Origin of the sequence: Pseudomonas sp. O230 (assembly GCF_045447035.1) — a bacterium.
GTDB lineage: Bacteria > Pseudomonadota > Gammaproteobacteria > Pseudomonadales > Pseudomonadaceae > Aquipseudomonas.
In genome coordinates, this window is record NZ_JBJGXN010000001.1 from 172,180 (window position 1) to 190,968 (window position 18,789).

Here is an 18,789-nt window from a genome sequence, read left to right on the forward strand (position 1 = left end):
CACCGACCATGTTGCAGAACATTCCCACGCACGTCATTGCCGGCCCCTTGGGCGCAGGCAAGACCAGTTTGATCAAGCATCTGTTGGCGCAGCGGCCGGCGAACGAGCGCTGGGCGGTGCTGATTAACGAGTTCGGCCAGATCGGCCTCGATGCGGCGTTGCTGACCAAGGACGCCGATGGTATCGCACTGGGCGAAGTGGCCGGGGGCTGTTTATGTTGCGTTAATGGTGCGCCGTTTCAGATCGGTCTCGGACGCCTGCTGCGCACGGCGCGACCGGATCGGTTGTTCATCGAGCCGTCCGGACTGGGCCATCCGGCGCAGTTGCTCAGGCAATTGCATGAGGCGCCGTGGCTGGGTGTGCTGGCCGTGCAGCCCTGCGTACTGGTGCTGGATGCCCAAGCGCTGGCGGCCGGCAAACCGTTGCCTGTGACGCAGCAAGAGGCGTTGGGCAGCGCCGGGTTGCTGTTGCTGAACAAGTCGGAAAATCTCGACACAGGCGATCGTCAGCGAATCGTCGCGCAGTTGCCGGCACGGCGTGTGTACTGGACGCAGCAGGCGGTGTTGCCATTGAGCGAGTTACCGGGCCTGGAAGCGCGGGCGGTGGCGGGTGTGGATAACTTCGTCCAACCCACAGGATTGGCGCAGATGCCGGCCATCTGGAGCGATCCCGTGGTGCCGATTTGCTTGAGTCAGGAACAGGAGGGCGGCTGGAGCATCGGTTGGCGCTGGCATCCGAGCCAGACATTCGATTCCACTCGGGTTGGTCGATGGCTCGAAAGCCTTGTGTGGCGACGGGCTAAGCTGGTTATCCACAGCGCCGCGGGTTGGGTTTCGGCGAATGCCCTGGATAACTCGCCGCTGGATTGGCAGCCCAGCGAATGGCGCCGGGACTCGCGAATCGAGCTGATTTTCAAAGAGCCACAGGAAGTTGATTCACTGCAAAGAGCACTGGCCGACTGCCGATTGAATTAAGGACGCCATTTTGTGTGTTCTTGCCGCCACTGACTAAGCTCAATCACTTCTGCGCTCGGCTTCACTACGTCGACCACCGGAGGCGTGTCGTCGAACGGCATGGGGTAAGGCGCCAGTTCGATCTGCGCGCTGTGGGCGCCGAACTGGGTGATGGTGCCGTTATGGCGGGTTTCGCCGGTCACCGTGAACTCGAAGTTGTAGACGCGAGCCAAGCGTCGCCGACCGTTGGCATCCTTGATGAAGGCTATTTTTTTCAGCGCCACGTTGCCGTCCAGCAACTCGATCCCGAGCTTGCCGCAATGCTGCTTGACCCGCTCCAGCGCACGCTCGCGCAAGCCATGGTTGTGCCACAGCCACGCGCCGCCGGTGGCCAGCAGCATCAGCACGAAGATATTTCCGAGGGTCAGCATCAACAGGGTGCTCCAACAAGATAGTGCCAGCTTAACTGCGTCGCCGGTCTGTCGTACAGGCTGCGTTTAGTCGCATACTGCGCGGCTCGAATTTCAATCGTTTTACGGAACTCACCGCATGAAACGTACGCCCCATCTGCTCGCCATTCAGTCCCACGTGGTGTTCGGCCACGCTGGCAACAGCGCCGCGGTTTTCCCGATGCAGCGGGTCGGGGTGAACGTCTGGCCGCTCAATACGGTGCAGTTTTCCAACCACACCCAATATGGCCAGTGGACCGGTGAAGTGCTGGCACCGCAGCAGATTCCCGAGTTGGTCGAAGGCATCGCTGCGATTGGCGAGCTGGGCAATTGCGACGCGGTGTTGTCCGGTTACCTCGGCAGTGCCGCTCAGGGCCGGGCGATTCTGACGGGTGTGGCGCGGATCAAGTCGATGAATCCCAAGGCGCTGTACCTGTGCGACCCGGTGATGGGCCATCCGGAGAAGGGGTGCAGCGTACCGGCAGAAGTCAGCGATTTTTTGCTGGAGGAAGCGGCCGCCATGGCGGACTTCATGTGCCCGAACCAGCTGGAGCTGGACAGCTTCTCGGGCCGCAAGCCGCAATCGCTGTTCGATTGCCTGGCCATGGCGCGAGCGTTGCTGGCACGCGGTCCGCAGGCAGTGCTGGTCAAGCATCTGGCCTATCCCGGCAAACCGGCGGATGCGTTTGAGATGTTGCTGGTGACGAGTGAAGGCAGCTGGCACCTGCGACGTCCGATGCTGGCGTTTCCGCGTCAGCCGGTGGGTGTTGGCGACCTGACGTCCGGGCTGTTTCTGGCGCGTGTACTGTTGGGAGACAACCTGGTGGCGGCGTTTGAATTTGCTGCGTCGGCAGTGCACGAAGTGCTGCTGGAGACCCAGGCGTGCGCCAGTTACGAGCTGGAGCTGGTGCGGGCGCAAGACCGAATTGCGCATCCGCGCGTGCGGTTTGAAGCGACGGCAATCAGCCTTTAAAAGCTTCGCGGGCAAGTCGGATGCGATTTAACGGCCAAACGTGTCAGGCGTCGCCCTTGATCTCCTGATAGCGCTTTTCCAGTTCCTGACGAATCTGCCGACGTTGCTGGGCCTGCATGAAGCGGCGTTTGTCTTCACTGTTCTGCGGTTGCAGCGGCGGCACGGCGGCCGGCTTGCGGTCGTCATCCACCGCGACCATGGTGAAGAAGCAACTATTGGTGTGGCGCACCGAGCGCTCGCGGATGTTTTCGGTCACTACCTTGATGCCGACCTCCATGGAGGTGTTGCCGGTGTAGTTGACCGACGCCAGGAAGGTCACCAGTTCGCCGACATGGATCGGCTCGCGAAATATCACCTGATCCACCGACAGGGTCACCACGTAGCGGCCGGCATAACGGCTGGCGCAGGCGTAGGCCACTTCGTCCAGGTACTTGAGCAAGGTGCCGCCGTGGACATTGCCAGAGAAGTTGGCCATGTCGGGGGTCATCAATACCGTCATCGACAGCTGGGCGTTTCCGGGTTCCATAGCGTTCTCACGGTTCAAGGCAGGTTTCGGAGGGATGCACCTCTGCGGGTGCCTGTTCGGTTTTCTCAAACCACAGTTATCGGGACGCCGGGCGGGTGATCGCCGTCACGCCGGATCGATCTGTTTCCATATATTGCACCGCCTTTCTGGCGGAAGTCGCGGTGTTACCCTCCGAAAGTCCACCCTAAGGAGCCCCACACCATGCATGCCATCAGTTTTATTCAGGATCTGGCAGTGATCATGCTGGTCGCCGGGGTGGTCACCGTGCTGTTTCACCGCCTCAAACAACCGGTCGTCCTCGGCTACATCGTCGCCGGGTTTATCATCGGCCCGCACACGCCCCCCTTCGGCCTGATCCACGACGAAGAAACCATCAAGACCCTCGCCGAACTTGGGGTGATTTTCCTGATGTTCTGCCTGGGCCTGGAGTTCAGCCTGCGCAAACTGTTCAAGGTCGGCGCCACGGCGTTTATCGCGGCGTTCCTGGAGATCGTGCTGATGATCTGGATCGGCTACGAAATCGGCCGCTGGTTCGACTGGAATACCATGGACTCGCTGTTCCTCGGGGCGATCCTGGCCATCTCGTCGACCACCATCATCGTCAAGGCACTCAATGACCTGAAGATGAAAAACGAGCGCTTCGCGCAGCTGATTTTCGGCGTACTGTTCGTCGAGGACATTCTCGGCATCGGCATCATTGCCTTGTTGTCGAGCATCGCGGTCAGCGGCACAGTCAGTTCCGGCGAAGTGTTTTCCACGGTCGGAAAACTGTCGCTGTTCATGATCGTTGCACTGGTGATCGGGATTCTGCTGGTGCCGCGACTGCTGGCCTACGTGGCCGAATTCGAAAGCAACGAGATGCTGCTTATTACGGTGCTGGGACTGTGTTTCGGCTTCTGCCTGTTGGTGGTCAAGCTCGAATACAGCATGGTACTCGGTGCGTTCCTGATTGGCGCGATCATGGCCGAGTCGCGGCAATTGCTGAAGATCGAACGACTGATCGAGCCGGTTCGCGACCTGTTCAGTGCGATCTTCTTCGTTGCCATCGGGCTGATGCTGGACCCGATGATCCTGCTGCAATATGCCTGGCCAATCGCAGTCATTACCGTTGCTGTGGTACTCGGCAAGATGCTGTCCTGTGGCCTCGGTGCCTTTATCGCCGGCAATGACGGACGCACCTCACTGCGCGTGGGGATGGGTCTTTCGCAGATTGGCGAATTTTCTTTCATCATCGCGGCCTTGGGCATGACCCTGCAGGTCACCAGCAACTTCCTCTACCCGGTCGCTGTGGCAGTGTCGGTGATCACCACGCTGCTGACGCCTTATCTGATCCGCGCCGCCGACCCGCTGTCGATCAAGCTGGCTGGCGTGATGCCGCAGCGGTTGGGCCGCGTATTGGGGATGTACGGCGAATGGCTGCGCAGCATCCAGCCCCAGGGTGAAGGCGCGCTACTGGCGTCGATGATCCGGCGGATTCTGTTGCAGGTGGGGGTCAATCTGGCGCTGGTGATTGCGATTTTCTTCTCGGGCGCTTTCTTTGCCGAGCGCATGTCTGCCTATTTGCAGGACTGGATCAGTGACCCGAGCTGGCAGAAGGCGTTGATCTGGGGCGGGGCGTTGCTGTTGTCGCTGCCGTTCCTGATCGCCGCCTATCGCAAGCTCAAGGCGCTGTCGATGTTGTTGGCGGAGATGGGCGTGAAACCGGAGATGGCTGGTCGCCACACACAGCGAGTGCGTCGGGTGATCGCCGAGGTGATTCCGATCCTGTCGCTGCTGGTGATCTTCCTGCTGTTGGCAGCCTTGTCGGCCAGTATTCTGCCGACCAACAAGTTGCTGGTGCTGGTTGTCGTGGTCGCGGCCGCCGTGGCGGCGTTGCTCTGGCGCTGGTTTATCCGCGTGCACACGCGGATGCAGGTGGCTTTGCTGGAAACCCTGGACAATCACAAGGAATCTTCGGGGCATTGACCACGCTGCGCGTCAGACGACTCAACTTTCCAGCCAGACGTCCCGCGCCCAGTGCCATACCGATTCCCAGGTTTCTTCGGCGATCAGCTCTTCCTCGGCTTGCCACAGCACTACAGTGCCGTCTTCTTCGACCAGGTAGTAGTCGTCGCCGTCCTGGCAGATCGGAATCATGCTGCGATCGACACCGGCATCCCAGGCGTTGGCGGCAACGTCCGGCAGGTAGGTGTGGGATTGCGGGTCGGTGACGGTCACCGGCTCCAGGCTGCCGTAGACCACGTCGCTGACGGTCAGCAAAAATTCTCTGAAAACAAACGGAATGTCGATGAACAGCTGTTCTTCGATTTCCACGATCTGATCTTCGTCGGGCAACTCCAAGGGGACCGGTACCGGTTCGTTGGCTTCACGCAGTTGTTCGATGATTTCTTCCACGTCCGGGATCCTCTTGCTTGATGGCGCGGTTTAGTTGGGGCGGTTTATACAGTAGCTCGCTATAGATGCAACCGCGAAATAGAAAACCCCGGCCGAGGCCGGGGTTTTGTTGCGACACATTTAACGCGGGTCGGTTCAACCGTTCTGGCGGATACCGGCAACCAGCCAAGGCTGGTTTTCACCCTGTGGACGTTCCATGTTCCAGCTTTCACTGAACACTTCGCCCTGGTCGAAACGCGAGGTTTTCGACACACCACTGAAGGTCAGGGTGGCGATGGTCTTGTCGGCGCGATCATCGACGCCGTCCAGTTGAACATTGAGGTTATCAATGTAGGTGGACTGGAAACCCTCACCCAGATCGGCACGTTCGCGCTTGAGGAACTCAAGCAATTGCGGGGTCACGAATTCGGCGATCTTGTCCATTTCGTTGGCATCCCAGTGTTGCTGCAGGGACTGGAAGTGGTTGCGTGCAGCTTCAATGAAGTTATTTTCATTGAACCAGGCCGGCGCATTGATCACCGGACGAGCGGCAGCCGAAGCAGCCGAACCACCGAAGATCGAACCCATGGCGGTGGGCTTCTGCTCGAACACTTCACGCTGCATCGGCGCGCCGGCTGGCGCCAGGTGCTCCTGCTGCTTGCGACGACGAGCGGCGATGAAACGGAAGACCAGGAAGGCGATGACCGCCATGATCAGGATGTCGAAGATCTGCATGCCCTGGAAGCCGCCGCCCATGAACATGGAGGCCAGCAGGCCACCGGCCGCGATACCGGCCAGAGGGCCGAGCCAGCGCGAAGCACCGCCGGCCTTGGCCGCAGCGCCAGCGGCACCGGCCGCGCCCGCAGTGGCAGCAGCGCCACCTGCAGCAGAAGAAGGAGCCATTTGGCTGGTCTGGTGAGTCGGCGCAGCGCCGGAGCTCTTGCCGCCACCAAAGCGCTTGGCGTTGGCGTCGAGGCTCATCGTCAGGCCGATGCACAACGCCATGGCGATGCTAAGAAAACGTTTCATAAAGGGAATTCCCATTTGTGGATGGCACGCGCGCCATGTTGCACAGCTGAAGTGTTACTGGCTAGCGGCAGAGTGTTTCGGGCTTTTGCCTGACAGGTTGCGTTCAGCTTCAGTCAGCGCAGTAAGGCCTGTTAACTTTGGTCCGTAGGACGAGTGGATAAGTTCTGTAGGAGAGGGCTTAGCGTCGCAGCGCTAGCATGACCACACCGGCCGTGATCAGGCCGATTGCGCCCCATTGGCGCAGGTCGAGTTTTTCACCCAGCAGGATCACACCGAGCACCGCCACCAGCACCACGCTGAGTTTGTCCACTGGAGCGACCAGCGAAGCCGGCCCCAGTTTCAACGCGCGAAAGTAGCAGATCCATGAGGCGCCGGTGGCCAGTCCCGACAGCAGCAGGAACAGGTAGCTTCTGGCCGAAATCGATTCTAAAGACTGATATTGGCCCGTGGCGTACAAAATCAAGGCCAGGCTGACCAAAACCACCACGGTGCGCAGCAAAGTGGCGAAGTCGGAGTTGACGTTTTCGATGCCGATTTTGGCGAAGATCGCGGTCATGGCGGCAAAGACTGCCGACATCAGGGCCCAGAATGTCCAGGAAGAAAAGAAACTTGAGCCCATGGTTCGCGCCTATACAGATCAACCTGCCGAGGTGGTTTCAACAAAAATCCCTGTAGGAGCGAGCCTGCTCGCGAAAGCCGCACCGCGATTTTCCGGATACATGGAGGCGCCTACATTCACGAACAGGCTCGCTCCCACCTAAAACGGAGAGCCCTTAAATCGCTTCCAGCTTCGCGTAACCCAACATCAACCACTTGCTGCCTTCGCTGAAGTTCACCTGCACCCGGGCCTGAGCTCCGGCGCCTTCGAAGTTCAGAATCACACCATCGCCAAACACCGAATGCCGTACGGCCTGGCCGAGGCTGAACCCGGTGTCCGGAATCTCGCTGCCGCCAAACAGGCTGCTGGAACTCTGCTGCTGCCCGCCACCAAACGGGCGGCTGACACTGTTGGACAGGCGCACTTCCTGGATCAGGCCTTTCGGCACTTCACGTACGAAACGCGACACCTTGTTGTAGGTTTCGCTGCCATACAGGCGTCGGGTTTCAGCATAGGTCATCACCAGGTTTTGCATCGCCCGGGTGATGCCGACATAGGCCAGGCGACGCTCTTCCTCAAGACGGCCAGGCTCTTCCAGGCTCATCTTGTGCGGGAACAGGCCTTCTTCCATGCCCACCAGGAACACGTAGGGGAATTCCAGGCCTTTGGCACTGTGCAAAGTCATCAGTTGAATGCTGTCTTCGTGCTCATCGGCCTGAGTGTCACCAGCCTCCAGCGACGCGTGACCGAGGAACGCCGCCAGTGGCGTCAGGTCTTCGTCTTCTTCAGCGTTTTCGAAATTGCGCGCTGCGCTGACCAATTCCTCAAGGTTTTCTACCCGAGCCTGGCCTTTTTCGCCTTTTTCCGCTTCGTGGTAGGCGATCAGTCCGGACTGCTCGATGACGGTCTGAGTCATCAGGTGCAGTGGCATTTCCATGCACTTGGCGGCAAGGTTCTCGATCAGCTCGATAAATGCGCCGAGCGCGCCCGCTGCGCGACCGGTCAGGCCTTTATTGGCGACCAGCAGGCGCATGGCCTCCCACATCGACACATCACTGTGGCGCGCATGGTCGCGAATCGCTTCAACGGTTTTCTCACCGATGCCGCGGGCCGGAACGTTGATCACCCGCTCCAGTGCCGCATCGTTGCCCCGACCTTCCAGCAAACGCAGGTAAGCCATGGCGTTCTTGATTTCAGCCCGCTCGAAGAAGCGCTGACCGCCATAGATGCGGTACGGAATACGCTCGCGCAGCAAGGCTTCTTCCAAAACGCGCGATTGAGCGTTGGAGCGGTACAAAATCGCAATATCACTGCGGGCCAAGCCGGTTTTCAGCGCGCTTTCGATGGTTTCCACCACGTAACGTGCTTCATCGTGTTCGTTGAACGCCGCGTACAGATTGATCGCTTCGCCTTCGCCGCCGTCGGTCCACAGCTCCTTGCCCATGCGCCCGGTGTTGTTGGCGATCAGGGCGTTGGCCGCTTTGAGGATGCCGGCGGTGGAGCGGTAGTTCTGCTCCAGACGAATGGTTTCGGCGTCCGGGAAATCATCCGAATACTGATAGATGTTCTCGATTTTCGCGCCGCGCCAGCCGTAGATCGACTGATCGTCGTCGCCGACCACCATCAGGCTGTCGCCGCCCTTGGCCAGCAGTCGCAGCCAGGCGTACTGCACGGCGTTGGTGTCCTGGAACTCGTCCACCAGAATGTGCCGGAAGCGCTTCTGATAGTGCGCCAGCAAACCCGGGTGATCGCGCCACAGGTCGAGGGCGCGCAGCAGCAATTCGGAGAAGTCGATCACGCCAGCGCGCAGGCACGCGGCCTCGTAGGCCTCATAAATGCTGCGCATGGTCGCCAGGAACAGGTCGCCGCTGGCTTGAATGTGTTGCGGACGCAGACCTTCGTCTTTCTGCCCGTTGATGAACCATTGAGCCTGACGGGCCGGCCAGCGTTGTTCGTCCAGCCCCAACTCGCGAATAACGCGTTTGACCAAGCGTTGCTGGTCGTCGCTATCGAGAATCTGGAAGGTCTGGCTCAGGCCGGCTTCCTGCCAGTGCGCCCGCAACAAGCGGTGCGCCAGGCCGTGGAAGGTGCCGACCCACATGCCGGCCGGGTTAAGACCCATCAGCTGCTCGATGCGATGACGCATCTCGGCTGCGGCCTTGTTGGTGAAGGTCACCGACAGGATCGAGTGGGGCGAGGCGTTCTCGACCTGGATCAACCAAGCGATACGGTGCACCAGCACTCGGGTTTTACCGGAACCAGCACCGGCCAGGACCAACTGACGACCCACGGAGGCAGCTACGGCCTGGCGTTGGGCATCGTTGAGGGAGTTCAGCAGAAGGGAGAGATCATCGCGCATCGGGGCATTCTAGGGGGCGACGTCACACCGGGCAAACCCCGCTTTGCTTTAGCCGATGAAAGATACGCGCAGGACGACCGGTCGGTCACTGGCTGCAGGCGTTGGCGGGGCTCGCTTCCAGCGTTTTCGGGGGGCAAAGGGCCTCCAGACTTTTGTCGCATTTATGATCTGGAGCAGTTTGGTAAGGGCATTGGCTTGTGTATGCTCCGTCCACGTTTCGGGCTCATGCTCATCATTATAAGAACAAGAACATTGCCTATGACCCTCAGCTCCGACCTGTCGGGCCCCACTGTGGAGCCCCGGGTTATCCGCAAACAGTACGCCATGGAAATGGCGGTCGAGCGCACGCGCCTGCTTTATCAAGGCTCGCTGTTGCCGACGCTGTTCATGCTGATCAATGGCCTGGTGTGTGCGGGATTGCTTTGGAGTCCGCAGCGCTACTTTCTGGTCAGCGTCTGGCTGGTGTGGCTGTTGTCGCTGGTGGCGTTGCGGGTAATTCAGGTCGCCGCGTTCGATTCGGCCATTCCCAACCGTCAGGCCCATCCGGTCTGGCGGCGCATGTTTTTGCTCGGCTCGGCCATGACCGGCCTGACCCTGGCCGGCGCCGGCATTGCCCTGGTGCCCGCCGACAATTTCATCCAGCAAGCCTGGGTGTTCGGCCTGATCGGCGCGGCAGCCCTTTCGGCCAGCGTGGCCTACGCGGTCAGCCTGCCAGCCTTCCTGTCCTTCACCTTGCCGTGCCTGTTGCCGGCCATTGCCTATCTATTCTGGGGCGGTGACGAGCAGGAGCAGGGTTGGGGCTGGTTCGGCCTGATTTTGCTGGGGGCGTTGAGCGTGGTCGCCTGGCAGGTCAATCGGCTGATTGACCGTGGGTTGTTGCGCCGCTTCCAGAATCAGGCATTGATCGAGCACTTGCAGCAGGCCCAGAGCTGTAGCGACCAGTTGAACCACGATCTGGCCAAAGAAATCGATCAGCGCCGTCGTGCCGAAGACGAGTTGCGAGAAATTCAGATTGGACTGGAAAGCCGCGTCGCCCAGCGCAGCCTGGAGCTGGATGCGGCCAACCAGGCCCTGAGCAAAAGTGAGGCACGCCTGGCGCTGGCCTTGAAGGCCAGTGAGCTGGGGCTATGGGACTGGAACCTGCAAACCGACGAAGTCCATCACACCCATATTCAGGAATTGTTCGGCCTGGCGCCGGAATTCGTCACGGCCATGCTGCGTCACCTCAAGCCGCGCCTGCATCCCGAGGACTTGCCGTCGCTGAGGCGCGCGCTGGTCGAGCATTTGAAGGGCCGCAGCGAGGACTACCAGATTGAATACCGCGTGCGCCATGGCGATGGTCATTGGGTCTGGATCGAGGACCGCGGGCGAGCGGTTGAGCGCAGTGAAAACGGCCGGGTGATCCGCATGGTCGGCACCCGCCGCGACATCAGCGCCAGCAAAAGTCAGGAAGCCCAGCAGCAACTGGCGGCGACGGTGTTCGAGGCCGCCAGCGAAGGCATCATGATTTTCGATCCGAATTACGCACTTATCGCGGTAAACCAGGCGTTCAGCCGCTTAACGGGCTATGACATCGACGACATGCTCGGGCGCAACGTCGTGGAGTTGCCGTGCACTCGCGATGCCCGTCGCCACTACGGGGCGATTCATCAGGCGCTGGAGCAACACGGCAGTTGGCAGGGCGAGTTGGTTGAGACGCGCAAGAACGGCGAACTGTATCCGCAGTGGCTGCAATTGAACGCAGTGCGGGATACGCGGGGAAATGTCAGTCATATAGTCGGCTTCTTCGCCGATCTCTCGGCGCGACGCGAATCCGAAGAGCGCATGCGCTACCTGACTCACTACGACGAACTGACCGGCCTGGCGAACCGTTCGCTGTTCCGCGAAAGGTTGCGCGAAGCCCATCAACGTGTGCGTCAGGGCGGACGCAGCCTCGCGTTGTTGCACATCAACCTTGATCGCTTCAAGTTGCTCAACGACAGCCTTGGCCATGAAGTCGCCGATCAGCTGTTGCAGAAAATGGCCCGGCGGCTAGTCAACGCACTGCCGGAAGCGGACACCATCGCTCGATTGTCTGGCGACGAGTTCGCCGTCCTGTTCGACGCTTACGGCAACCTGTCGAGCCTGGCGCGGGTCGCGACTCGCCTGTCGACCAAGCTGCGTTTGCCGGTGACCGTCGAGGGGCATGAACTGGTGGTCAGCGCCTCCATGGGCATCAGCATGTTGCCGGACAACGCACGGGAGATCTCCGCGCTGGTGAGTCAGTCGAACATGGCCATGCAACATGCCAAACACCTGGGCGGCAACAATTTCCAGTTCTACACCGACAGTCTGCAAGCCAGCACGCTTGAGCGCTTGCAGCTGGAAAACCAACTGCGTAAAGCCATCGAAGAAAAACAACTGAAAGTGTTTTACCAACCGAAACTCTGTCTCGCCACGGGCCGGCTGAATGCCGCCGAGGCTTTGGTGCGCTGGGATCACCCGACCATGGGCAGCGTGCCGCCAGGAGACTTTATCGGCCTGGCCGAGGAAACCGGCCTGATCGGCCCGATCGGCGAGTTCGTGTTGCGTCAGGCGTGCTGGCAGGCCTGCGAATGGCAGCGTCAGGGGCTGGAACCGATTCGGGTGTCGGTCAATTTGTCGGTGCATCAGTTGCGGCAGGGCAAGCTGGTCAGCCTGGTGCGCCAGGTGTTGGAGGAAACCGGCCTGGCGCCGCACTACCTCGAACTGGAGCTCACTGAAAGCCAGTTGCTGGACAGCGTCGAACACATCATCGCGACCTTCCAGCAGTTGCGTGATATTGGGGTGAAACTGGCTATCGACGATTTTGGCACCGGGTATTCGTCCTTGAGCTACCTCAAGCGCATTCCGGTGGATTACGTGAAGATCGATCAGGCGTTTATCCGCGGTCTGGGGGAGGGCAGTGTGGATGCCGCGATCACCCGGGCGATCATTGCCATGGCTCACGGATTGTCGTTGAAGGTAGTGGCTGAAGGCGTGGAGCGCACTGAGCAGCTCGAGTTTTTGCAGGCTGAGCGTTGTGATGAAGTGCAGGGTTATCTGATCAGTCGCCCGATAGAAGCGGGTGGGTTGGCGGACCTTCTGCGAGCGCAATCGACCCACTGAAAGTGCGTTGCGCAATCAGACCTTGCCGCCACATAAAGTGACGGGAAGGTGTTTATAGACTTAGTTGGTAATCAGCACTTTATCGATGTGGTGAATTTTTTCACCTTTATAGAAAATGCTCACACCGGAAACATTGGAGTCCCCCAGCGATTTATATTCGACAATTTTGTCTGTTTCAACTTGTAGCGAAATGTCGTTAGAGTTCTCAAGCAGCAACTCCAGTCGCAGATCAAAGGATTTATCCTGAAGATCCGTCATTACCAGTTTAGGGGTAATGCCTGTGTGTGCAACGGTTACGGTGCCGAAGGCACGGAAAGAAGCGGCGCCAGGCATGCGGTCAATTTGTGCGGTCCAGTTTTTGGTTTTAATGCTCATGGTGTGTAACTCCTGTAATTAAGTTTGATTGCGTCCTGCCCGATCAAAGTAACTAGGCTAAGTTGTTTTTGGAAGAGGTTTATTAGTTGTATTTGTAAGTGTGGGTGTTTAATTACTTTGTTGTTCTGGCAACTAAGCTACGAAAACTTCGAGTAGGTCGATCAGAGGAGGTATCAGCCTCAAGGGTGTGCTTCGGTTGCACTGAAGCGCTGGCAATGAGTGCTACATGAAGCGCGCACGCCTGAAAACGAGGGATTCGGTTACGCATTGAGCAGGCAAAAGGCCAATTCATGTAGTATAACTACAAGCTTGCTACATCCCCGGCGCATGCCAATAACAAAGAGTCCAGCCCCTTGAATCTGCTGCAACACATCGCCCAGTCACGCCACCTGTTACGCAAGTCGGAGCTCAAGGTCGCCGACCACGTGCTGCTTGACCCGGCGGCGGTGATGCACAGCTCCATGGCCGACCTGGCCCACAGCGTTGGCATCAGCGAGCCGACCATCGTGCGGTTCTGCCGCGCCATCGGTTGTTCCGGGTTTCAGGATCTGAAGTTGAAGCTGGCGCAGAGCCTCGCGGCGGGCGCGAGCTTCGGCCAGTTTGCGATCCATGAAGACGATTCTGTCGCCGACTACAGCCTGAAAATCTTCGATACCACTCTGCATACCCTGATGGAGGTTCGCGAGAAGCTCGATCCGGTGGAATTGCAGCGCGCGGTGTCGCTGATGTCCCAGGCTCAGCGTGTCGAGTTTTACGGCTTTGGCGCCTCGGGTGCAGTGGCGGCGGATGCCCAGCACAAATTCTTCCGTTTGCTGCTGACGGCGGCCGCGTATTCCGACCCGCACATGCAAGCGATGTCGGCGGTCACGTTGAAGCCGACTGACGTGGCGATCTGTATTTCCCAGTCGGGGCGCTCCAAGGACCTGCTGATCACGGCCAACCTGGTGCGCGAAAGCGGCGCCTCGCTGATCACCCTGTGCCCGAGTCAGACACCGCTGGCCGAACTGTCGACTGTCAATCTCGCGATCGATGTGCACGAAGACACCGAAATCTATACGCCGCTGACCTCGCGCATCGCCCACCTGGTGGTGATCGACGTGTTGGCGATGGGCGTGGCCATGGCGCGCGGGCCGAGCCTGGTCAACCACCTCAAGAGCGTCAAGCGCAGCCTGCGCAGCTTGCGGTTGTCTCCCAAGTCGGTGAAAGCCCTCGACGACTGACGTCGTCGTAAGGTCGTTCCGACCTTAATCGCGAGCGGGCTCGCTCCCACAGTTGACCGCGTTCTCCTGTGAGCGAGGCTTGCCCGCGAAGGCGTCCTCAAACACGACAACTTTCATCTGCCTGTAACCCGCCCGCCGCCAAACCGTCATCCCTCGCGCCCATCCTGTAACTCCCGTACTCGCCTTGGGAGACTCGAAATGGCCCAGCCCTACGAAGAACGCAACAGCGCCGTCAAAACCCGTCGTCAGCAAGAAGACCAGCGGCGCATGGAGTTTCGCCGCGCCATCGAAGATCGCTGCGAACGCCGCCAGCTGCTGGCCGAGATCGGTGATTTTCCTGAGCTGGAACTCAATTACTGGCAGGCAGCGCCCGCAACTTCCCGTCGAAACGCTCAACCAGGGCGCTGATCTGCACCCGTTCGCTGCGGATAAACGCAAGGAATGCGTGGGCCACCGGCGACAGCCGTTTGGCCTTGGCCTGCACCAGGCACCAACTGCGAAACAGCGGCAGTTCTTCGACCGGTAGCTCGATCAGTCCACCGGTCGCCAATTCAAGGTTCAGGGCGTGGCGCGTCAACAGCGCAACGCCCAGACCCGCCAGCACACATTCACGTTGCGCTTCGGCCGATGCGACCTCCTGGGTCTGGTTGAAGTGCACGCGCTTTTCCTTGAAATACTCTTCGCACGCCAGTCGCGTACCCGAGCCGGGTTCACGCAGTAGCAGCGTGTAGGGTTCGAGGTCCTGCAAACGTAGCGGGCCCATGTGGCACAGCGGATGATCCGGCGGTGCCACGGCCACGATCGGATTGTTGAGGAACGGCAGAAACTCCAGCCCCATGTCCTGCGGCACCATGGACATGATCACCAGGTCATCGCGGTTGTCGGAGAGACGCCGGATCACTTGCCCACGGTTGACCACCGTCAATTGCAGGTTCACTTCAGGATGCTGGCGTTTGAACGCGGCAAACAGGTGTGGCACGAAATACTTGGCGCTGGATTCCACCGCCAGTTTCAATTGGCCTTGCAACGATCCCTGCATGTCCGAGAGCTGCATGTCGAGGTTTTCCAGGCGTCCGAAAATATCCCGGCTGGCGCGCTGGAGGGCTTCGGCAGCTTCCGTCATATAGAGTTTTTTGCCGACGTAATCGAACAGCGGCTGACCAATCAGCTCCTCAAGTTGACGAATTTGTAAGCTCACAGCAGGTTGTGTAAGCGACATTTCGTCGGCCGCGCGGCTATATGACCGTAAATCACAGACCTCATTGAAGATTTGCAATTGACGTAATGTCATACGCATCAATGACTTACGCATTATTTGAACGCTCCCGCCGCAGGCTGATGAATCAACTATAAGTCTTTACTTATGCCTGACCCAATAATTAATCATTTTTGTTTATTCCTTGTGGGGACTAGTGTGGGCCTGCGACCAAATTGAAACATTTGGTCACGCGTCGACCTGGTCTAACAGGTCGTGGGTACCACCGGCTCAAGGGAAACTCCAAGTGATAACAAAGATCCTGATCGCCAACCGTGGTGAGATTGCCGTACGAATCGTGCGTGCCTGCGCCGAGATGGGCATTCGCTCGGTCGCGATCTATTCCGACGCCGACCGCCATGCCTTGCATGTGAAGCGCGCGGATGAAGCCCACAGCATCGGTGCCGAGCCGCTGGCCGGTTACCTGAACGCGCGCAAGCTGGTGAATCTGGCGGTAGAAACCGGTTGTGATGCGTTGCATCCCGGCTATGGTTTCCTCTCGGAAAACGCTGAACTGGCAGATATCTGCGCAGAACGCGGGATCAAGTTCATCGGTCCATCGGCTGAAGTGATTCGCCGCATGGGCGACAAGACTGAGGCCCGTCGCAGCATGATCAAGGCTGGCGTCCCCGTCACCCCAGGCACCGAGGGCAACGTCGCGGACATCGCCGAAGCTTTGATCGAAGGCGACCGCATCGGTTATCCGGTGATGCTCAAGGCGACTTCCGGTGGTGGTGGCCGTGGTATCCGTCGCTGCGACAGCCGCGAAGAACTTGAACAAGCATTCCCTCGGGTCATTTCCGAAGCCACCAAGGCCTTCGGTTCGGCGGAAGTGTTCCTCGAAAAATGCATCGTCAACCCCAAACACATCGAAGCGCAGATCCTCGGCGACAGCTTTGGCAACGTGGTGCACCTGTTCGAGCGCGACTGCTCGATCCAGCGCCGTAACCAGAAGCTGATCGAAATCGCCCCGAGCCCGCAACTGACCCCGGAACAGCGTGCCTACATCGGCGACCTGTCGGTGCGTGCGGCCAAGGCTGTGGGCTACGAGAACGCCGGTACCGTGGAGTTCCTGCTCGCTGAGGGCGAGGTGTACTTCATGGAGATGAACACCCGGGTGCAGGTGGAACACACCATCACCGAAGAAATCACCGGCATCGACATCGTGCGTGAACAGATCCGCATCGCGTCCGGCCTGCCGCTTTCGGTGAAACAGGAAGACATCCAGCACCGCGGTTTCGCCCTGCAATTCCGGATCAACGCCGAAGACCCGAAAAACAACTTCCTGCCGAGCTTCGGCAAGATCACCCGTTACTACGCACCCGGCGGTCCTGGTGTGCGTACCGACACGGCGATCTACACCGGCTACACCATTCCGCCGTTCTACGACTCCATGTGTCTGAAATTGGTGGTGTGGGCGCTGACCTGGGAAGAAGCGATGGACCGTGGCTTGCGCGCCCTCGACGACATGCGTCTGCAAGGGGTCAAGACCACCGCCGCCTACTATCAGGAAATCCTGCGTAACCCGGAATTCCGCAGCGGCCAGTTCAACACCAGCTTCGTTGAAGCCCACCCTGAACTGACCAACTACTCGATCAAGCGCAAACCCGAAGAGCTGGCCCTGGCCATCGCCGCCGCCATCGCCGCCCACGCAGGCCTGTGAGGAAAAGAACAATGAGCAAGCAAATCCACGTTACCGACACCATCCTGCGCGACGCCCACCAATCGCTGCTCGCCACCCGCATGCGCACCGAAGACATGCTGCCGATCTGCGACAAGCTCGACAAAGTTGGCTACTGGTCGCTGGAATGCTGGGGCGGCGCGACGTTCGACGCCTGCGTGCGCTTCCTCAAAGAAGACCCGTGGGAACGTCTGCGTCAACTGCGCGCGGCGCTGCCTAACACGCGCCTGCAAATGCTCCTGCGTGGCCAGAACCTGCTGGGCTATCGCCACTACAGCGATGACGTAGTCAAAGCCTTCGTCGCCAAGGCTGCGGTCAACGGCATCGACGTGTTCCGCATCTTCGACGCGATGAACGACGTGCGTAACCTGCGCGTGGCCATCGAAGCGGTCAAAGCGGCGGGCAAACACGCCCAGGGCACCATCGCTTACACCACCAGCCCGGTGCACACCATCGAGGCGTTCGTGGCGCAAGCCAAGCAGATGGAAGCCATGGGTTGCGACTCGGTGGCGATCAAGGACATGGCGGGCCTGTTGACCCCTTACGCCACTGGCGAACTGGTCAAGGCATTGAAATCCGAGCAGTCGCTGCCGGTGTTCATTCACTCGCACGATACCGCTGGTCTGGCTGCGATGTGCCAACTCAAGGCCATCGAAAACGGTGCCGACCACATCGACACCGCCATCTCCAGTTTCGCTTGGGGCACCAGCCACCCAGGCACCGAGTCGATGGTTGCCGCCCTTAAAGGCAGCGAGTTCGACACCGGCCTGAACCTGGAGCTGCTGCAAGAGATCGGGCTGTACTTCTACGCCGTGCGCAAGAAGTACCACCAGTTCGAAAGCGAATTCACCGCCGTCGACACCCGTGTGCAAGTTAACCAGGTGCCGGGCGGGATGATCTCCAACCTGGCCAACCAGTTGAAAGAGCAGGGCGCGCTGAACCGCATGGGGGAAGTGCTGGCGGAAATCCCGCGCGTTCGCGAGGACCTCGGCTTCCCGCCGCTGGTGACCCCGACCTCGCAGATCGTCGGCACCCAGGCGTTCTTCAACGTGCTGGCCGGCGAGCGCTACAAAACCATCACCAACGAAGTGAAGCTTTACCTGCAAGGCGGCTACGGCAAGGCGCCAGGCACCGTGAACGAAAAACTGCGTCGCCAGGCCATTGGCAGCGAAGAAGTGATCGACGTTCGTCCGGCCGACCTGCTCAAGCCGGAAATGACCAAGCTGCGTGCCGAAATCGGCGCCGTGGCCAAGTCTGAAGAGGACGTGCTGACCTACGCGATGTTCCCGGACATCGGCCGCAAATTCCTCGAAGAACGCGCTGCCGGCACGCTCACCCCGGAAGTGCTGTTGCCGATTCCAGAAGCGGGTGGCGTAGCCTCTGCCGGTGGCGAAGGCGTGCCGACCGAGTTCGTCATCGACGTCCACGGCGAAACCTATCGCGTCGACATCACCGGTGTCGGCGTCAAGGCTGAAGGCAAGCGTCACTTCTACCTGTCCATCGACGGCATGCCTGAGGAAGTGGTTTTCGAGCCACTCAACGAATTCGTCAGCGGCGGCAGCAGCAAGCGCAAGCAAGCCACTGCGCCGGGCCACGTCAGCACCACCATGCCGGGCAACATCGTCGACGTGCTGGTCAAGGAAGGCGATGTGGTGAAAGCCGGCCAGGCCGTGCTGATCACCGAAGCGATGAAGATGGAGACCGAAGTGCAGGCGGCCATCGCCGGCAAAGTCACCGCCATCCACGTGGCCAAGGGCGATCGGGTGAATCCGGGCGAAATACTGATCGAGATCGAAGGCTGAGTTAACAGCCTCGATGTAACGCTTTAAACCTCGGGGGGGCATGTGCTCCCCTTTTTTTTCGCCCGGGATT

At 59.7% G+C, this 18,789-nt stretch carries 16 protein-coding genes; 8 read left to right on the forward strand and 8 right to left on the reverse strand.

Annotated elements, in window-relative coordinates:
- The first annotated feature begins 8 nt into the window (after positions 1-8).
- Positions 9-974 carry a CobW family GTP-binding protein gene (locus ACI77H_RS00855; protein WP_407009936.1) on the forward strand — a complete coding sequence of 322 codons (966 nt, stop codon included), beginning with the start codon at positions 9-11 and terminating at the stop codon, positions 972-974.
- Here ACI77H_RS00855 and ACI77H_RS00860 read toward each other — a convergent pair.
- Positions 971-1,384: a DUF3301 domain-containing protein gene (locus ACI77H_RS00860; protein ID WP_407009937.1), complete on the reverse strand. Its 414-nt coding sequence runs from the start codon at positions 1,382-1,384 to the stop codon at positions 971-973. The two genes, ACI77H_RS00855 and ACI77H_RS00860, sit on opposite strands and share 4 nt — an antisense overlap.
- A 118-nt stretch (positions 1,385-1,502) precedes the next feature.
- Between ACI77H_RS00860 and pdxY the strand changes: the two genes are divergently transcribed.
- A complete protein-coding gene (gene pdxY / locus ACI77H_RS00865) occupies positions 1,503-2,375 on the forward strand; it encodes a pyridoxal kinase PdxY (RefSeq protein WP_407009938.1) in 873 nt (290 codons plus the stop codon).
- A gap of 43 nt (positions 2,376-2,418) precedes the next feature.
- Here the strand turns inward: pdxY and ACI77H_RS00870 are convergent, their stop codons facing one another.
- Positions 2,419-2,901, reverse strand: a complete 483-nt coding sequence (locus ACI77H_RS00870; protein WP_010465381.1) for an acyl-CoA thioesterase — start codon at positions 2,899-2,901, stop codon at positions 2,419-2,421.
- A 201-nt stretch (positions 2,902-3,102) separates the two neighbouring features.
- Between ACI77H_RS00870 and ACI77H_RS00875 the strand changes: the two genes are divergently transcribed.
- Positions 3,103-4,866, forward strand: a complete 1,764-nt coding sequence (locus tag ACI77H_RS00875; RefSeq protein ID WP_407009939.1) for a cation:proton antiporter — start codon at positions 3,103-3,105, stop codon at positions 4,864-4,866.
- Positions 4,867-4,887: 21 nt separating this feature from the next.
- Here the strand turns inward: ACI77H_RS00875 and ACI77H_RS00880 are convergent, their stop codons facing one another.
- The 4 genes from ACI77H_RS00880 to uvrD form a co-directional block, all read right to left on the reverse strand.
- Complete coding sequence (locus ACI77H_RS00880) at positions 4,888-5,295, reverse strand: SMI1/KNR4 family protein (RefSeq protein ID WP_007943369.1); 408 nt, start codon at positions 5,293-5,295, stop codon at positions 4,888-4,890.
- A 135-nt stretch (positions 5,296-5,430) separates the two neighbouring features.
- Positions 5,431-6,303, reverse strand: a complete 873-nt coding sequence (locus tag ACI77H_RS00885) for a Tim44 domain-containing protein (RefSeq protein WP_407009940.1) — start codon at positions 6,301-6,303, stop codon at positions 5,431-5,433.
- A 178-nt stretch (positions 6,304-6,481) separates the two neighbouring features.
- Positions 6,482-6,922, reverse strand: coding sequence for an EamA family transporter (locus tag ACI77H_RS00890; RefSeq protein ID WP_407009941.1), 441 nt, complete (start codon positions 6,920-6,922; stop codon positions 6,482-6,484).
- Positions 6,923-7,076: 154 nt separating this feature from the next.
- The gene (uvrD, locus tag ACI77H_RS00895; protein ID WP_150634574.1) at positions 7,077-9,260 is read right to left on the reverse strand and encodes a DNA helicase II; all 2,184 of its coding nucleotides are present in this window, start codon (positions 9,258-9,260) and stop codon (positions 7,077-7,079) included.
- 258 nt (positions 9,261-9,518) lie between these two features.
- Between uvrD and ACI77H_RS00900 the strand changes: the two genes are divergently transcribed.
- Positions 9,519-12,386: an EAL domain-containing protein gene (locus tag ACI77H_RS00900; RefSeq protein ID WP_407009942.1), complete on the forward strand. Its 2,868-nt coding sequence runs from the start codon at positions 9,519-9,521 to the stop codon at positions 12,384-12,386.
- A 60-nt stretch (positions 12,387-12,446) separates the two neighbouring features.
- Here the strand turns inward: ACI77H_RS00900 and ACI77H_RS00905 are convergent, their stop codons facing one another.
- A complete protein-coding gene (locus ACI77H_RS00905) occupies positions 12,447-12,761 on the reverse strand; it encodes a hypothetical protein (protein WP_407009943.1) in 315 nt (104 codons plus the stop codon).
- A gap of 353 nt (positions 12,762-13,114) precedes the next feature.
- Here ACI77H_RS00905 and hexR point away from each other — a divergent pair, with 353 nt between their 5' ends.
- Entirely contained in the window at positions 13,115-13,981 is an 867-nt protein-coding gene (hexR, locus tag ACI77H_RS00910) for a transcriptional regulator HexR (protein ID WP_008027445.1), read from the forward strand.
- 198 nt (positions 13,982-14,179) lie between these two features.
- Positions 14,180-14,389: a PA3496 family putative envelope integrity protein gene (locus tag ACI77H_RS00915; protein ID WP_008030742.1), complete on the forward strand. Its 210-nt coding sequence runs from the start codon at positions 14,180-14,182 to the stop codon at positions 14,387-14,389.
- Here ACI77H_RS00915 and ACI77H_RS00920 read toward each other — a convergent pair.
- Entirely contained in the window at positions 14,331-15,293 is a 963-nt protein-coding gene (locus ACI77H_RS00920) for a LysR family transcriptional regulator (RefSeq protein WP_017341587.1), read from the reverse strand. The two genes, ACI77H_RS00915 and ACI77H_RS00920, sit on opposite strands and share 59 nt — an antisense overlap.
- Before the next feature lie 190 nt (positions 15,294-15,483).
- Between ACI77H_RS00920 and ACI77H_RS00925 the strand changes: the two genes are divergently transcribed.
- The gene (locus tag ACI77H_RS00925) at positions 15,484-16,899 is read left to right on the forward strand and encodes an acetyl-CoA carboxylase biotin carboxylase subunit (RefSeq protein WP_407009944.1); all 1,416 of its coding nucleotides are present in this window, start codon (positions 15,484-15,486) and stop codon (positions 16,897-16,899) included.
- Between the two features lie 11 nt (positions 16,900-16,910).
- Entirely contained in the window at positions 16,911-18,719 is a 1,809-nt protein-coding gene (gene oadA / locus ACI77H_RS00930; RefSeq protein ID WP_407009945.1) for a sodium-extruding oxaloacetate decarboxylase subunit alpha, read from the forward strand.
- Positions 18,720-18,789: the final 70 nt, after the last annotated feature.

Coding starts and splice junctions, on each gene's coding strand:
- ACI77H_RS00920 (WP_017341587.1), bottom strand. CDS start 15,293: ATGCGTAAGTCATTGATGCGTATGACATTACGTCAATTGCAAATCTTC.
- ACI77H_RS00900 (WP_407009942.1), top strand. CDS start 9,519: ATGACCCTCAGCTCCGACCTGTCGGGCCCCACTGTGGAGCCCCGGGTT.
- ACI77H_RS00855 (WP_407009936.1), top strand. CDS start 9: ATGTTGCAGAACATTCCCACGCACGTCATTGCCGGCCCCTTGGGCGCA.
- ACI77H_RS00885 (WP_407009940.1), bottom strand. CDS start 6,303: ATGAAACGTTTTCTTAGCATCGCCATGGCGTTGTGCATCGGCCTGACG.
- uvrD (WP_150634574.1), bottom strand. CDS start 9,260: ATGCGCGATGATCTCTCCCTTCTGCTGAACTCCCTCAACGATGCCCAA.
- ACI77H_RS00870 (WP_010465381.1), bottom strand. CDS start 2,901: ATGGAACCCGGAAACGCCCAGCTGTCGATGACGGTATTGATGACCCCC.
- ACI77H_RS00915 (WP_008030742.1), top strand. CDS start 14,180: ATGGCCCAGCCCTACGAAGAACGCAACAGCGCCGTCAAAACCCGTCGT.
- ACI77H_RS00905 (WP_407009943.1), bottom strand. CDS start 12,761: ATGAGCATTAAAACCAAAAACTGGACCGCACAAATTGACCGCATGCCT.
- oadA (WP_407009945.1), top strand. CDS start 16,911: ATGAGCAAGCAAATCCACGTTACCGACACCATCCTGCGCGACGCCCAC.
- pdxY (WP_407009938.1), top strand. CDS start 1,503: ATGAAACGTACGCCCCATCTGCTCGCCATTCAGTCCCACGTGGTGTTC.
- ACI77H_RS00875 (WP_407009939.1), top strand. CDS start 3,103: ATGCATGCCATCAGTTTTATTCAGGATCTGGCAGTGATCATGCTGGTC.
- ACI77H_RS00890 (WP_407009941.1), bottom strand. CDS start 6,922: ATGGGCTCAAGTTTCTTTTCTTCCTGGACATTCTGGGCCCTGATGTCG.
- ACI77H_RS00860 (WP_407009937.1), bottom strand. CDS start 1,384: ATGCTGACCCTCGGAAATATCTTCGTGCTGATGCTGCTGGCCACCGGC.